This window comes from Paenibacillus sp. J22R160 (assembly GCF_059692135.1).
Genome location: NZ_JCAUAU010000006.1, coordinates 306,040 through 320,738, shown reverse-complemented (window position 1 = coordinate 320,738; position 14,699 = coordinate 306,040). Strand labels below are relative to the sequence as shown.

At 45.3% G+C, this 14,699-nt stretch carries 17 protein-coding genes; 6 read left to right on the top strand and 11 right to left on the bottom strand.

Annotated features, from left to right (window positions below; translation table 11 throughout):
• Positions 1-229: 229 nt before the first annotated feature.
• Positions 230-910, bottom strand: a complete 681-nt coding sequence (locus AC58UW_RS16755; protein WP_497421777.1) for a hypothetical protein — start codon at positions 908-910, stop codon at positions 230-232.
• A 190-nt stretch (positions 911-1,100) separates the two neighbouring features.
• On the opposite strand from AC58UW_RS16755, the gene AC58UW_RS16750 reads away from it, so the two are divergent.
• Together AC58UW_RS16750 and AC58UW_RS16745 are read left to right on the top strand one after the other, a co-directional pair.
• Complete coding sequence (locus tag AC58UW_RS16750; protein ID WP_497421776.1) at positions 1,101-2,324, top strand: multidrug effflux MFS transporter; 1,224 nt, start codon at positions 1,101-1,103, stop codon at positions 2,322-2,324.
• Between the two features lie 98 nt (positions 2,325-2,422).
• Positions 2,423-3,283 (top strand): hypothetical protein, encoded by an 861-nt coding sequence (locus AC58UW_RS16745; RefSeq protein WP_497421775.1) that lies wholly within the window; start codon positions 2,423-2,425, stop codon positions 3,281-3,283.
• A 79-nt stretch (positions 3,284-3,362) separates the two neighbouring features.
• Here the strand turns inward: AC58UW_RS16745 and AC58UW_RS16740 are convergent, their stop codons facing one another.
• Positions 3,363-3,974 (bottom strand): DedA family protein, encoded by a 612-nt coding sequence (locus tag AC58UW_RS16740; protein ID WP_497421774.1) that lies wholly within the window; start codon positions 3,972-3,974, stop codon positions 3,363-3,365.
• A 28-nt stretch (positions 3,975-4,002) separates the two neighbouring features.
• On the bottom strand, positions 4,003-4,944 hold the full coding sequence (locus AC58UW_RS16735) for a DNA-3-methyladenine glycosylase family protein (RefSeq protein ID WP_497421773.1): 942 nt from the start codon (positions 4,942-4,944) through the stop codon (positions 4,003-4,005).
• Positions 4,945-5,097: 153 nt separating this feature from the next.
• On the opposite strand from AC58UW_RS16735, the gene AC58UW_RS16730 reads away from it, so the two are divergent.
• The 3 genes from AC58UW_RS16730 to AC58UW_RS16720 are packed head-to-tail and all read left to right on the top strand — an operon-like array spanning position 5,098 to position 7,076.
• Positions 5,098-5,640 (top strand): bifunctional transcriptional activator/DNA repair enzyme AdaA, encoded by a 543-nt coding sequence (locus AC58UW_RS16730; RefSeq protein ID WP_497421772.1) that lies wholly within the window; start codon positions 5,098-5,100, stop codon positions 5,638-5,640.
• A 23-nt stretch (positions 5,641-5,663) separates the two neighbouring features.
• Positions 5,664-6,227: a methylated-DNA--[protein]-cysteine S-methyltransferase gene (locus tag AC58UW_RS16725; protein ID WP_497421771.1), complete on the top strand. Its 564-nt coding sequence runs from the start codon at positions 5,664-5,666 to the stop codon at positions 6,225-6,227.
• A gap of 27 nt (positions 6,228-6,254) precedes the next feature.
• Complete coding sequence (locus tag AC58UW_RS16720; RefSeq protein ID WP_497421770.1) at positions 6,255-7,076, top strand: SPL family radical SAM protein; 822 nt, start codon at positions 6,255-6,257, stop codon at positions 7,074-7,076.
• A 3-nt stretch (positions 7,077-7,079) separates the two neighbouring features.
• Here the strand turns inward: AC58UW_RS16720 and AC58UW_RS16715 are convergent, their stop codons facing one another.
• A complete protein-coding gene (locus AC58UW_RS16715; protein ID WP_497421769.1) occupies positions 7,080-8,015 on the bottom strand; it encodes a helix-turn-helix domain-containing protein in 936 nt (311 codons plus the stop codon).
• Between the two features lie 208 nt (positions 8,016-8,223).
• Here AC58UW_RS16715 and AC58UW_RS16710 point away from each other — a divergent pair, with 208 nt between their 5' ends.
• Positions 8,224-8,961 carry a ThuA domain-containing protein gene (locus AC58UW_RS16710; RefSeq protein WP_497421768.1) on the top strand — a complete coding sequence of 246 codons (738 nt, stop codon included), beginning with the start codon at positions 8,224-8,226 and terminating at the stop codon, positions 8,959-8,961.
• A 182-nt stretch (positions 8,962-9,143) separates the two neighbouring features.
• Here the strand turns inward: AC58UW_RS16710 and AC58UW_RS16705 are convergent, their stop codons facing one another.
• The 7 genes from AC58UW_RS16705 to AC58UW_RS16675 are packed head-to-tail and all read right to left on the bottom strand — an operon-like array spanning position 9,144 to position 14,633.
• Complete coding sequence (locus tag AC58UW_RS16705) at positions 9,144-10,358, bottom strand: ABC transporter permease (RefSeq protein WP_497421767.1); 1,215 nt, start codon at positions 10,356-10,358, stop codon at positions 9,144-9,146.
• Positions 10,355-11,038: an ABC transporter ATP-binding protein gene (locus tag AC58UW_RS16700; RefSeq protein ID WP_497421766.1), complete on the bottom strand. Its 684-nt coding sequence runs from the start codon at positions 11,036-11,038 to the stop codon at positions 10,355-10,357. Before AC58UW_RS16700 ends, AC58UW_RS16705 begins: the two co-directional genes overlap by 4 nt.
• Entirely contained in the window at positions 11,022-12,185 is a 1,164-nt protein-coding gene (locus tag AC58UW_RS16695) for an efflux RND transporter periplasmic adaptor subunit (protein ID WP_497421765.1), read from the bottom strand. Before AC58UW_RS16695 ends, AC58UW_RS16700 begins: the two co-directional genes overlap by 17 nt.
• A 19-nt stretch (positions 12,186-12,204) precedes the next feature.
• A complete protein-coding gene (locus AC58UW_RS16690) occupies positions 12,205-12,432 on the bottom strand; it encodes a hypothetical protein (RefSeq protein WP_497421764.1) in 228 nt (75 codons plus the stop codon).
• A 23-nt stretch (positions 12,433-12,455) separates the two neighbouring features.
• Positions 12,456-12,812, bottom strand: a complete 357-nt coding sequence (locus tag AC58UW_RS16685) for an ATP-binding cassette domain-containing protein (protein WP_497421786.1) — start codon at positions 12,810-12,812, stop codon at positions 12,456-12,458.
• Entirely contained in the window at positions 12,779-12,967 is a 189-nt protein-coding gene (locus tag AC58UW_RS16680; protein ID WP_497421763.1) for an ATP-binding cassette domain-containing protein, read from the bottom strand. Before AC58UW_RS16680 ends, AC58UW_RS16685 begins: the two co-directional genes overlap by 34 nt.
• A 19-nt stretch (positions 12,968-12,986) precedes the next feature.
• The gene (locus AC58UW_RS16675; protein ID WP_497421762.1) at positions 12,987-14,633 is read right to left on the bottom strand and encodes a hypothetical protein; all 1,647 of its coding nucleotides are present in this window, start codon (positions 14,631-14,633) and stop codon (positions 12,987-12,989) included.
• Between the last annotated feature and the right edge of the window lie 66 nt (positions 14,634-14,699).

Sequence of the window (14,699 nt, the reverse complement as noted above, 5' to 3'; positions counted from 1 at the left end):
TAGGCATGAGTAGGGTTCCTTTCTTGGTGGTGTCGCAATCCCGAGAATACCCTACTTTTTTGCTGCCTGGCTAGGCTCCAAATCTTGGTACACAAACAATTTTACACCGTCAAGAGAGGTCAGAATCGTGAAATTAACTGTACTTTTTACACGTTGTCTCTCGGAAATGGGGGTGTACGCCGAATTACATGTACTTTTTGCATGATTTTAGCATCATCTGATAGTCCAGCTAGTCCAGATAGTCCATAATTCCGCGAGTGAGCCCATATTGAACGATTTTTCCATTTGGGGTGCGGCGGATTGGCTGCAGCCAACCTTTTTGGCACAGGGAGTGGAGCAGTTTTAAGGCTGTTCTATGGTTGATCTCGAAATGCCATTCAACATCTTTGGGGCGAAGAGGTCGTGCTAACTGATGGAGTAGGCGGATGACCTCTTTTTCAGCCAGATGGGCTCGATGAACAGGAGAGGGGGCAGATTGGTAGCGGCTGAGCAGCATGCGAAGTAAGGTCATACATAATTCGGGACGATGAGCAACGTCATCATAAGCGAACGAGATGACACGGAAGCCAAGTGCGTGGAGGAAGGTTTCGCGCTTTAGTTCTTCGCAGTAGCGTTTGCGGTCCATGTCCTGCACATGGGGGCCGAAGCCCTTGATTTCCCAAATGAATTTGAGCTCTCCCGGCAAATAGGCGAAGTCGCCAAAGTAAGAGCGTCCTCGCCAATCCAAAATTTCATACTCCGGGTGCAAATGATCGAAATGTCCATGCATCGGAAACCACACGTTTTCCAAAAACAATGTTTCCGCATGCAGATGCCCACGCTCGAGTCGGCCCTTGCGTTCTCCTGACCTTCGAGCAGCGTGGGAGGCAATGAAAGCCTGATGTTTTTCATGAAAAAGGAAAGAATTCATAGCGCAGCCTCCTGTCCTGTTCGCAATAATAAAAAACGCCCCTAATCCATCGTAAAGGATGAACAGGGACGTTCTTCGTCGCGTTAGCTCTCATTATAGCGGAGAGGGCAGTGCTTTGGCTATTCACACTAGACAAAATCAAAGCACAGTGTTAGCTTAATTGAACTACTAAATGAAAGTTGTGATCAAGATGTCCAACCAACTGGCTTCTCAAGCTGGCCTGTCCGGAGGCCGCTACAGCCGATTGTGGATCGTGCTCGTGCTCGGTTCACTTGCGTCCTTCGGTCCGCTCTCGCTGGATATGTACTTGCCGGCGCTGCCTGATCTGGCTAGCGATCTACATACGAGCACTTCCTTGGCGCAAATGAGCCTCACCGCCTGCATGCTCGGCCTGTCCATCGGGCAGCTCATCGCAGGGGCTGTAAGCGATGTGCGCGGTAGGCGCACGCCACTGCTGATCGGATTGATCCTCTATGCGATCTCTTCAATCCTATGCATGTTCGCGCCGTCCATCGGCGTTTTCCTAGGCTTGCGATTCGTGCAAGGCTTAGCTGGCGCGGCAGGGATCGTCATTTCCCGAGCAATTGTTCGCGATATGTACGAAGGCGTAGAGCTGACGAAGTTTATCGCACTGCTCATGCTGGTTAACGGGGCAGCGCCCATTCTTGCGCCGATCGCAGGGGGGCAGATTCTGCAGTTCACATCATGGCGCGGCGTGTTCCTTGTTCTAGGTGCCATTGGCGTGCTGATGCTTCTAGCCGCAACGTGGGGCGTGAAGGAAACGCATGCGCTGGAACGTCGTTCCAAGGGCGGGCTCGCCAACACGCTGCGAACATTTCGCGGCCTTCTCACAGACCGCATGTTCATGGGCTACGCGCTAACGCAAGGGCTCGTCTTTGCCGGTATGTTCGCCTATATTTCCGGCTCGCCGTTCGTACTGCAGGAGATTTACGGCGTTTCCCCGCAAATATTCAGCGTTTGCTTCGCAGTGAACGGGCTTGGCGTCATTATTGCCGGTCAAGTCACGGGCAAGCTCGCAGGCAAAGTAAGCGACCATCGCTTGCTGGCAGGTGGGCTAACGATGGCTGTTTTTGGCGGCCTGCTGCTTCTCATCGCCGTTCTTATCGGGACAGGGCTTCCAGCCATCCTTGTCGCTTTTTTCTTCATTGTTTCCAGTGTGGGCCCTGTCTCCGTGGCTACTTCTTCACTTGCTCTGCAGAGTCAAGGGAAAACGGCGGGGAGCGCAGCAGCGCTGCTGGGACTGCTTTCTTTTATCATCGGGGGCCTGATTGCTCCGCTTGTTGGTCTCGGGGGCAGCCACACCGCAGTTCCGCTAGGCATCATCATTGCTTTGATGGAGATAGGGGCAATTCTCTGTTTCGTAGGAATGACAAGGGGCAGAAAAACGGCGTAAACTTTTTTGCTGGATGAGCAGCAGTTCTAATTTTATTCACAATTACCCTGTATACTGAAGCCAAATAGACCAATTCATGAAAAAGGTGGAGTTACAGGATGAAGCTTATTCATAGGAAAGTGCTGGTCGGAGCGCTCTCAGCAGGACTACTCATTGGCGGTGGCCTCGTGCTTCAGCATAACCAAGTATTCGCAGATGAGACGAGCACGACAACCCCTGCACCTCAGAAGGACAAATTCAAGGATAACCATCATAGAGATTTTCGCGGAGGTTCCCATAACCAAGGTCACGGGCCAGTCAAAGGCGGTTTTGACTTCGGCAAAGGTGGCTCTTTCGATTTCGCTGCTATTCTTGGGATTGATCCAGCCGTGTTGAAAGATGAGATCAAGCAAGGAAAAACATGGGTGCAAATCGCTCAAGAGAAAGCGAATCTAACAGAAGAGGCACTTCTAGCCAAAATAACGGAAGCCGAGACGAAGAAAATCGATGACGCACTCGCAGCCGGAAAATTGAAGCAGGAGCAGGCCGATAAGATGAAATCGGGTCTAGCGGATCGCTTGAAAAAAATGGTGGAGTCGAAACCGCATGTTATGGATTTCAAAGGCGATTTCAAAGGCATGCAACCACGTGGTGGCATGATGCCTGGCGGTATGTTCGGTAACAACGCTGAAATCGCAACGATCCTCGGAATCACGGAAGACGAGCTTGCGGCGCAGCGCAAAGCAGGAAAGTCTCTTGCCGACATCGCCCAGGATAAAGGCATCACAGAAGATCAACTGATTACCAAGCTGAAAGACAATTTAACGGATGAGCTGAAAAGTTTCGTTGAACGCAAAGGCGGAGTGCCCCCGATGAAACCGGGTCAGGGTCATGAAGGTTTTAAATTCAAAGGAAAGTCTGGTCATCCAGGAGCGCCAGAACGGGCAGCGGCACCAGAGCCACCAGCAACACCACAATAAATGGAATAAAGGTTGCCTTTATCGATCTCTGTGACCGATGGGGCAACCTTTTTTGAGCCTTATATCACCTAATGTCCCTTTATATCCCCGTCTTCAAGCGGTTCCGCCATTTAAACAAAATGACCCCCGCCAGCACAGCGCACACGCCAATCATCGCATAAATCAAAAACTGTTCCACCCACGTGAAAATCGCCTGCCACTGATCGCCGAACAGGTAGCCAATGCTAAAAAAAGCGACGACCCATAAGGCAGAGCCTGTGAAAGCATACACCGCAAAAATGCGGAATGGAATGCGAATGATGCCTACAAAGTAGAAGATGAACTGCCTGATCCCAGGTAAAAAGAAACTGAAAAGCAGCAATTTATTGCCAAACTTCTCATAATAGCTTCTTGTTTTGTCCAAATGGCTGGGTTTTAGAAACAGCATCTTGCCAAAACGCTCGATAATCGGCGTCCCCAGCTTGTATCCAATCCAATAGGTGATCGTCATGCCAATTATCGATCCGACCCAAGCGGATATCATCGCCGGCGCCCATCGCAGCACCCCTTTATAAGATAAATACCCTGTATAGGTCATGGTTGTGTTGCCTGGAGGGATCGGAAGCGCGATGACGTCAAGTGGCAGCCCAAGCAGCAGGACCAAGTAACCGTACTGAGCAAATAGTTGTTCGATTAACCCTAGAAATTTCACAGTGAGTTCGCTCCTTCTCTCTCATGCTCTAGTAGAGGACACGCCATAAATAAAAGGTAGCATAAGCCTCCCAGCCTTTCCAACCTTCAGCAAGCTGGCGAATATGGGGAAGTGTCGGCTTCTCGTCTAAGCCAAGCACATGCTTCAGCGCGTTGTGCAATCCAACATCTGCAATCGGGAAAGCGGCGGCGTTGCGCAAACAGCGCATAAGGACATAATTGGCCGTCCATGGGCCGATGCCACGAATGCTCAGCAGTTCTTTCTCGATAGCAGCAAAATCGTTCATCTCCAGCAGCTGCTCCTTGACCAGCCTGCCATCCGCCATCATTTGGGCAACGCCGATTAAGTACTCGGCCTTTTTACCCGTGAATTGCAGAACTGTCAAAGCTTCCGGGGCAAGCTCGGCAATCCGCTCAGGCGCAGGGAACGCCCAATTCGTGCGTCCTTCCCAGTCCAACCGGGTGCCGAAAGTTTCCACGAGACGTCTTTTGAGTGTATAGGCAAAAGTGAGATTGATCTGTTGTCCGATAATGCCCCAGCTCATCGCTTCAAAAAGATCCGGAATCCCTAGCAGGCGAAGTCCGTAAAAGTCCTGAGAAACTTGGTTCAGCATAGTGTCGTGAACAGCCAACTCATAAAACGGCGTAAGATTCGTGCCGAGATCAAACCACTCCCACACATAACGTGCGACGTTTTCAAGAAGGCTTGGAGTTACAGGGGTATCTGTGCTAGATAAAATGCGAATGCGCAGTTGTAAGTTATCCTCACTGTTGACAGCGAGCAGCACACGGTTATCCCCAATGAGAAGCAGCTTATAAATATCTGAGTTATCCACATGGAATAGACATTCATTGGTGGAGCGAGTCAAATAGCCTAGATTTTGCTCATATCGAAAAGGTTCAGGCAGCGGTAGTGTAAAAGAGCTTGTCTGCTCGTTCCATGTTAGAAGTGAAGGGTCAAAAGACGGCATAGTCAGTTCTCCTGTAATCAGTAATTGGGCTTCCTCTATTATCGCTGAAGGCGGCTTTCGTAATCTTGCTTTCTCATCTCGCAGCCCTTACAAGAGAGCACCCGTTTGGGTATACTGAGCTAGTAGAGAAAAGGCACTGAGAGGAGCGAAGCCATGCAAGACAGGTACTGGCAAGCGATTGTAGCGAATGATGCGAGTTATGATGGCACGTTTTATTATGCGGTCAAGACAACAGGTATCTTCTGCAGGCCTTCCTGCAAATCGAGGGTGCCGAAGCGGGAAAATGTCCGGGTTTTTCATGATCGTCAGACCGCAGTTGCGGAACATTTTCGTCCTTGTAAAAGGTGCAGACCAGACGGCATGCGGCTGCCTGATGAAGAGTGGATCGAGCTGATAGCCGACCACATCAAGGAAAGCTACGCCGAGCCAATTACGCTATCGGTACTGGCCGAGCAGTTCTATGCCAGCGTATATCATTTGCAAAGGACTTTCAAACGGGTAAAGGGCGTTACGCCACTTACTTACCTTCAACAACTACGGATCGAAGCAGCTAAGCGGCTTTTAATAGAAACAGATAGACCTGTGAATGTCGTCGGTGCGCAGGTAGGAATTGCGAATGCGGCTCATTTTGCCACCGTGTTTCAGAAAAAGACAGGTGTCACTCCATCCGAATTTCGTCAATCTTCCACCATCTAACCATAACCGAGGAGGGTTCTTGGATGCAAACAATAGAAGCGAAGACATCGGCTAAACCCATTTATTGGGGCGTAGCTCGTTTATTGGATAACAATTTTTTGATCGCAGCAACGGACGACGGGCTGATCTACCTGCAATATCAGGCGGGAGATGCTGAGCAAGGCGCAGCGGATCCAGAAGCGTGGTCTGATTTAACCAAGTGGGCCAAAAATCGTTTCCCTGATTATAGCTGGACGGAGAATAAGGCCATATTAGAGCCTTATGTAGAGCAGCTTGAGGAGTACCTGCAAGGCATGCGCACAACGTTCACACTGCCACTCGATCTACGTGGAACCGATTTTCAACAAACCGTGTGGCGCGCATTAAATGAAATACCGCATGGTGAAACGGTAACTTATTCACATATCGCTCAGAAGTTGGATAAAGCTAGCGCAGTAAGAGCTGTCGGTACAGCTATTGGTGCCAATCCGGTTCTTATCATGGTGCCGTGCCATCGCGTGGTCGGGAAGAATGGGGCGTTAACCGGCTATCGCGGCGGACTTACGAATAAAGAGAAACTGTTGGTGCTGGAAAAGGTCGGCTTGTAAGCAGAAGAAAAGGGAGGAGGTGCGAATATGCGGACCGAGGTGAACCACAAGTTAGCGAAGACGCTGCTCACGAAAGCCAGCGGCTTTCTAGAGGGATATTCACATACGCTTAACCCGTACACCGGCTGCGCTTTTGCGTGCTCCTATTGCTATGTGAGACAGATGCCGGTGGCCCTGTTCCGCACGGAGGCCTGGGGCTCCTGGGTCGATGTGAAGGCCAACGCCGCCGCTCTTCTGGAGCAAGAGCTGGCCAAAGCAAAGCGCAAAGGCCGGGTCGCGATCTTCATGTCCTCGGCGACGGACCCGTACCAGCCGAGCGAGCATAAGGAGCGGATCACCCGCTCGCTCCTGGAGGTGATGTCCGTGCAGCCGCCGGACTTCTTGTTCCTTCAGACCCGCAGCCCGCTGGTGAAGCGGGATGCGGACTTGCTAGAGCTGCTCGGCGACCGTGTCCGAGTCAGCATGACGGTAGAGACGGACCGCGAGGATGTCCGCCGAGCGTTCACCCCGTCCGCGCCGCCGATCCCGGCGCGGCTAGAGGCCCTTCGCGAGCTGGCAGCTCGCGGTATTCCCGTGCAGGCCACGATAGCGCCAGCGCTGCCAAGCTCGGAGCAGTTCGCCGAGCTTCTTGCGGGCATCGTGGAGCGGGTGTGCATCGACGATTACTTCATGGGCGATGGCAGTGGGGGCCGGCGCACGGCACGCATCGGCGTGCGCGCTATCTATGACGCGCTGGGGCTTGCGGACTGGTACAGTCCGGATGCATATAAGCGCGTGCACGAACAGCTCCTGCGGCATTTCCCGCAGGAGCGTGTGTTTGTCAGCCAGCAGGGCTTCCTGCCTGGCTGATGGTTAATCCGCTTGCGCCAGGAGGGGGGCGACCCCCGTTTGGCTGCGCATGCGTTGTTTGAATTCTTTGGGCGAGCACTGATTATGCCGCTTGAACAGCTTGTAGAACTGCGCCATATTGAGGATGCCAACCTCAAAGCTTACTTCCATCATGCTGAGGTCGCCTGTTAGCAGGAGACGCTCGGCTTTTTTGATGCGCTTGTAATTCACGTAATCCACGAAGGATATCCCCATCACTTTTTTGAAATACTTAATAAAGTAATGATAGCTTAAATTGAGCAAGGAGCAGACGTCTTCAACTGTAATTCGTTCGCCAAGATGCTTATCGATATAATCGAGCGCAGGGCGTAAGCGGGCGATGCCTGAATCCTCCGCATGTGCGGACAGATCACGGTTGTCATTGCGCAACATAAGCAGCAGCAAGTTCTTGATCGCCGCGCTGATGGCAAGCTCGTAACCAATTTTACGGGATTGCGACTCTTCGAAAATCTGCAGAATAAGTTCATAAGCGGCTTGCTTAACGGCCGGATTGCCTCGGAAAAGCTCGTTGAACTGCTCAAGCGGATGAGTCAGCTCCGAGAAGCAGTGCAGATAAGGCATCGTACTTAGGTCAAAATGCTGCTTGAGATCAATTTGGAAAACAATCTGCCGCAAGGAGCCAGCGGAGTACTTGTATGTCCGATGGGGCTGAGAGGAACCTAATACGATCACATCTCCTGCGGATAACACGGTATGTTCATGCTTCGTTTGAATAGCCAGGAAGCCTTCTGTGACGACAAGGAATTCAACCTGCCTATGTGAATGCCAGCGCCAAGGCGTTGGGGGACCGAAGTGAGCGGAGTCGGAGCCTAGCTCCCATATTTTTAGGAAGAGCAGCGGGTTCTGATAAATAACTTCTTCGTTCACGATTTCGGAAAAAGTACTATGTGTGGGTTCCATGGTTACGTATACCTCGCTATGGGGTAGGACATTTTTGAATATGTAAATCGTCGTTGCAGGTAAGGTTTATCAAGAAAAAGTATAACATTGTTTACTTCCTGATGACACTATTGAATAATAAATAGGCACAATCTTGCCTTTCATTCTGGGAATGGACGGACTATACTCACAGTATGAATGAATACGCTATCTTGGAGGGAATAAGAAGATGACTCAGAAGCTTAAAGTAACGGTTTGGAACGAGTACCGTCATGAAAAAGAAAATGAAAAAGTACGCGCTGCCTACCCAGACGGGATTCATACAGCGATTGGCGAAGGCATCAGCGGGAATGTAGATGTCACTTATGCGACTCTTGACGATGCTGAGCACGGTTTGACTGAAGAGGTTTTGAATAACACCGATGTTCTTATCTGGTGGGGACATAAAGCGCATGACGAAGTGCAAGATGCAATCGTAGAGCGCGTTCAAAAACGTGTGTGGCAAGGTATGGGGCTAATCGTGCTGCACTCCGGACATTTCTCCAAAGTGTTCAAAACGCTGATGGGGACATCTTGTGACCTTAAATGGCGTGAAGCGGACGAAAAAGAACGCATTTGGGTTGTCTCACCAGGCCATCCAATTGTGGAAGGCATTGGGGAGTACATCGATCTTGAAGCTGAGGAAATGTACGGGGAGCACTTCGATATCCCGCAGCCAGATGAGTTGATCATGGTTTCCTGGTTCGAAGGCGGAGAAGTATTCCGCAGCGGCTGTACGTTCAATCGCGGAAACGGGAAAATTTTCTACTTCCGTCCAGGTCACGAGACTTACCGCACTTACTATAATGAGCAAATCCGCCGCGTTATCTCCAATGCGGTTCAGTGGGCTGCACCGTCAACACGTGAATATCCGAAATACGGCAATCATAAGCCGCTTGAAGAAATTAAAGCAAAAGTGAAAGCTTAATAAAAATAAGGGGTGCCTGGATGGTCTTTTTACAGACCTGCGGGACACCCCTTTTGACCAACGCGTATGTTCTAAAAGGACGACGAAGTCGTTATCCTTGATTGCTAGAGCGGGTTATCCCTTTCGAATACCGGATGGCGCACGAGGCCTATAGTTCCACCACAGACAGAAGAAACATAATTTTACTCATATCGGAGCGATTCGATAGGTTCCCATTTTGAAGCTTTGTTTGCGGGGATCATACCAAATAAAATGCCTATGAACATGGAAAATAATACGCCGCCAACGATAACTTGCCACGAAACGAGCGGAGGCCACTTGCTAAAAAAGGATACGGAATAAGCTCCGGCTACTCCTATTAATATTCCAATACTTCCTCCAAGAGTGGTAAGTGCTATGGATTCAATGAGAAATTGGGTTAGAATATTTTTTCTTGTAGCACCAAGGGCTTTGCGGATACCAATTTCTCTTGTTCTTTCCGTCACAGATACAAGCATGATATTCATAACCCCAATGCCCCCAACGATTAAAGAGATGGATGCAATGCCGGCAATAATCCCTGTCATGATATTGGTGATTGTCGATATAGATTGTTGGATCTGTTCAAGATTCAATATATAATATTCGCCATCGGTTTTATTAAGCTGATTATGTTTCATATTTAATAAATTCACAGCATGTTCTCCAGTTTGTCTCAGACTATTTACATCAGTTGATTGAATAGTTAATGATTGAATATCGTCAGTGCCATAAAGCGAAGGCCAAACCGTCAGTGGGACCATCACTTTTTTTAACCCAAAGTCGAACAAGCCTTTCTTCGCATCCTTATAGACACCGATAACTTTAAAAGATGCTCCTTCCATTTCAATGATCTCTCCGACAGCATGCCCTCTTTTTTTTAGCTTTACATCCAAATCTTGGCTGATCAGTACGACCTTCCGACCTTGTTCAATCTCCTTGCTTGTTATGGCCCTGCCGTCGATGATTTCTATAGGATTCACATCATAGTAACCATCACTAATCCCAATCAGTTGTGAGTTTACTTTTTGGTTGTAATAGTAAATAGGTGCATTTGATGAATTGTAGGTTATGACCTTACTAATATTTGGTAATCTTCGGAGGTCGGAGATATCGCTGGTAAAGAAAAAAGATTGATTCTCCAGGCTTAATTGTTCCAATCCGTCCTCCATATTTTTCTTGCGATAAAGGATTTCTAGCGTATTGTTTCCTGATCCGGAGAACCTGGATTTCAGAACGGCCTCTCCGCCTTTTCCAATGGCAACAATAGCGATTATAGAAGCGACACCGATGACAATACCTAGCATTGTAAGAAGTGATCTTAACTTATGCGCATACAGCGAAGTTAACGCCATCTTAGTGCATTCAACTAGGTTCATAATGAATTGTTCCTCCGGTCTTCGACTACTTCACCATCTCGTACATGGATTTGTCGGAACGCGAAGTTGGCAATCTCCTTTTCATGGGTTATAAGTATAATCGTTTTTCCTTCTTTATTAAGTAAAGTTAATAGCTCCATGATTTGTTCTCCCGTTTTTGAATCAAGAGAACCGGTCGGTTCATCTGCAAGAATTACCTCTGGTTGATGAACAATTGCGCGGGCGATAGCAACGCGCTGTTTTTGTCCGCCGGACAGTTGATTGGGATAATGGGTTTTTCGCTCGGCTAGCCCCATTTTTTCTAAAGCTGCGTGTGCCTTTTCTAAACGAACTCTTTTTTTCTCACCTGCATAAATGAGAGGAAGCTCGACATTAGCAAGTGCACTTAATCTTGGCAGAAGCTGAAATTGTTGAAATACAAATCCGATGTAACGGTTTCGAAACCAGGCAAGCTCGTAATCAGTAGAGAATGATACATCTTGATTGTTCAATTTATATATACCGGAATTTATTCTATCGAGCAGCCCTATTATATTCATAAGTGTCGATTTGCCCGAACCTGACGGACCCATAATAGATACAAATTCTCCCTTTTCAATTGTAAGAGAAATATCCTTCAAAACAGGTACTTCAGTTGAATGGAGTTGGTAACCTTTATATATATTAAGAAGCTGTATCATCCGTCAGCACTTCCATTCCGTCCTTCCACCCAGGAAGGGGATTGTGAACAACCATATCGCCTTCATGAACTCCAGTCGTTACTTCTTTAATCAAATCATTCGTAAGGCCTGTTTCTATCGTTTTCTTATATAATTTTCCATTTTCAACGATGTAGACAAATTCTTTTTGATCTTGAATCAGAACAGCATCATTCGGTATGGTGAGGACGTTTTCTTTGTCCTTGATGTGAATTTCTAATGCAACATGATAACCATCTTGAAGCCCTTCTTGAGTATCTGATAATTCAACAATAAAGGGATAAGAGGTAACAACGGGATTACTCTTGTTTAGCGTACTTATCGAGCTGTCTGTTATCGGGGTTAAATCGATATGTTTTATAATGCCTTTCCAGTCCTGATTAGATAATACTTTTGGTTTCACCACGACCTGTTGACCCTCCTTGACGTAAACAGAGTCAAATTCAGATATATTTCCTTGAACCTGAAATGGATTACTGGAGACTATATAGATACTTAGTTGTTGATTTAAACCAGATTGTTCTGTTCTTGGCAGAGTGATTTTTTTAACTATTCCTGAAATCGTGCTTTTTACCACTAACTGATCTAACTTTTTGTTTAATACATCCTTTTCCATTTCGTTTTGCTGTATTTCTAGTTCTGATAGCTTTAATTCTCTCTCTAAACTTTCTTGTTGTTCTAGTGATTTATTAATAGTCTTATTCAAATCAGTAGAATCTTTTACACTCTCTTTAAATTGAGCATTTAATTGTTTTATTTGGCTCCGGGTTTGTTCTATTTGAAGAGCTAAACGTGATCCAGTAATTTCAAGCCGCTGTTTTTGGTTTTTTAAATCCTCGCCGTCGTATTGAAATAATGCTGTACCTTTTTGTACTTGTTGTCCTTCTTGAACATACCAATGTGTGATATTTCCTTTTGATTCATCATAATTAATTTTTTCTTCTTCTTTCTGAATAATGATACCAGAAGCTATCAATGTATCTGAAATTCGCTCTTTTTTTACTTGTGTTATCTTCACCGAAGGAGAATTTGATAAAGATGACTTCTTTTTATTTGATACAACTAGATTAATTGTAATTATAGCTGCGATTGTTAGTATTCCTACAATAAGAAATGTATTTTTTTTCATTCCGTTATCCTCAAGGCTATCATTTTTGTTTGCGGGATTTTTTATACTTTATCCAAGCTGTCAGAGTATAAAAAAGCATAAGTACAATAATGTAGATGCTAACTATTGTTCCCTTAGATAAACCTACAGGAGAGGTATTAAAAGTGATGAAAGTGGTAAGAAAAACAATTACCAACAATATCAATTTTTTTGGGTCAAGCATATCCTGAATTAATTTTTTTTTAAAGAATGCAAAAAAAAGTTTCATGAACTGACCTCCATAGGATTACATTAGTCTTCTATTTGATATATAAACCAATCCTTGAATTGTTCGAACTGTGTGAATTGATGTTTAAAGGTAGCCTCGGGGCATATTTGACCATCTCGTAGCACATAAATACGCTCAGCAAGTTCATAAATCGTTTCCGGAATATGGCTTGTAAATAAACAAGCACTCTCAGAGTTGAGTAGAATTTTGTAAAATAATGAATGTGAGGCTACATCTAACGCGTTGAATGGCTCATCCATGATAATTAGTTTCGGTCGATGGATAATTGCAGCTGTGAGCGATAATTTCTTTTTCATACCGCTTGAAAGATCGGCAACATTTTTATCTAAAAAAGAATCAATTTGGGTAATTTGCGAGATTTCAAGGATTCGACAATCATCTTGAATAATGTGGTCTTGCCTGCACCATTTCTACCAATGATGGCGACCTTTTCTCTTGGAGCAATTGATAAATTTATGTGCTGTAGAATAAGTTTATTATTAAATGATTTGTTTACATCACGAATGACAAGCATGTCTCACCTCTGATTTTTATTACATAGGGAATTCGTTGCTTTTTATTTTTTGCCTTTCGAGCAGGACATGGAAAACCAATAAACCACATATCAAGCAGAGCGTATAGATGAGAGAGCCAATCCAGTAAACAAGAGTTGTATCTACATGTAGAATTAATAAAGCAACTAAAGACAATAGCCCGATAAGAAAAAATATTTGTTGCGTTTTCTTCTCAATATTTTCTTGCCAAAGCGTTGCTTCCAAGTAATCTTCATTCTCAGTGTAATGCTGACGTGTAAGGCGTGGAAACATGAGACTGGGTACTGTCTTAAGATGAGGAATGCAGAAAAAATTCATTGCGCATAGACTAATAATAAATGGCCATTCGACTAAACTGGGTTTTAATATATAGACAAGCACGGAAAACATGATCAAAAAATCCAGGGACCCAAGCCAACGCTGAACTTTAATCTTTGCTTTATATACATGAATTAAATTTTCGCCTGAAATACGATAAAGCTGCAAGGCTCTTCCATCGCTATCAAATTTCATCATTCCCGGAAACCAAATCACACCACCGCCGAAGGAATCCCGAGCAACAATATTGAAAAGCATAAATAAGGAAATAAGTCTGATTAGAGGGTATTCGGTGAAATCAATTTGGTATAGTCCGGCAGCAATTCCAATCCACAGATAATTAAAATAGTTAAAGAAAAAAAACGCATAATCTGATGCGATTTGCAGGCGATTTCTTAACAATTGTTTGATTTGAATTCGTGTATGAATATCACGGGCTAAAAGTAGAAAGATCCTTTCAAGCAACCATAACCAATCTTTGTGTTGGGAAACTTCGATGCGCCACGATGTTCGATACCAGAAGCCTGCACGATAATAAAACAATATAGCAAACATAAGTGCAACAATACCTATATACAAAATTAAGTACAATAATAAAGATATATCTAGAGAATAAATTGATGCTTTAGCTGCTACAAGATCAGGTGTTAACAGACTTTGTTTGAATTGAAGGATAACCCGAACCGTTTGAAAAAAGTGTTTTAAAAAGAGCGGCATAGAAAAAACATCCCTAATATCCGGTGTCGAAGTTAACCAACTGAAAATCGTTTTTGAGATAAAAAAACTAATGAAAAACATGAGCATTCCACAAAACATAACGTATAAGAATGTACCCCATCTATACCCTTTGCGATAACGATTAACTTGAAGGAGGCACAGCGATATCATTAGACAGAATGATATAACTTGTGCTGTCACGTAGAAAAGTATCGAAAATATCCAAAAACTCCATGACAGGACATCCACGTTATACCATACAACAAACGTCAGCATAATCATGAAGGGAATCTCCGGTAGCTTTTTAGTTACAAAAGATACCGTATAATTAAATAAAAATATTTGTCTATTACTTAAAGGACTAGTACTTAGCAAGATTTCATCAACAGGGGCGAGCACTCTTTTTACCAATCCTAGATTTCCTATTACAGGTGATAAAAACAGTAAAAGATAAGTAGTGCACACAAGCTCCCAGTTACTGAGATATACTTTGCCTTTCTGGATGAAAATAAATAATCCGACACCAATTAAACCATATTTCAAAAGTGTCAGCAGGATCATGGAGGCGATGGTCGCATTTCTTGTTAAATTAATTCCAAACCATTGATGCATCAATTGGGTAAGGAAATGAAATCTATGGGAAGTATAATATAATAACCGAATTTTTATGTAGGAGGT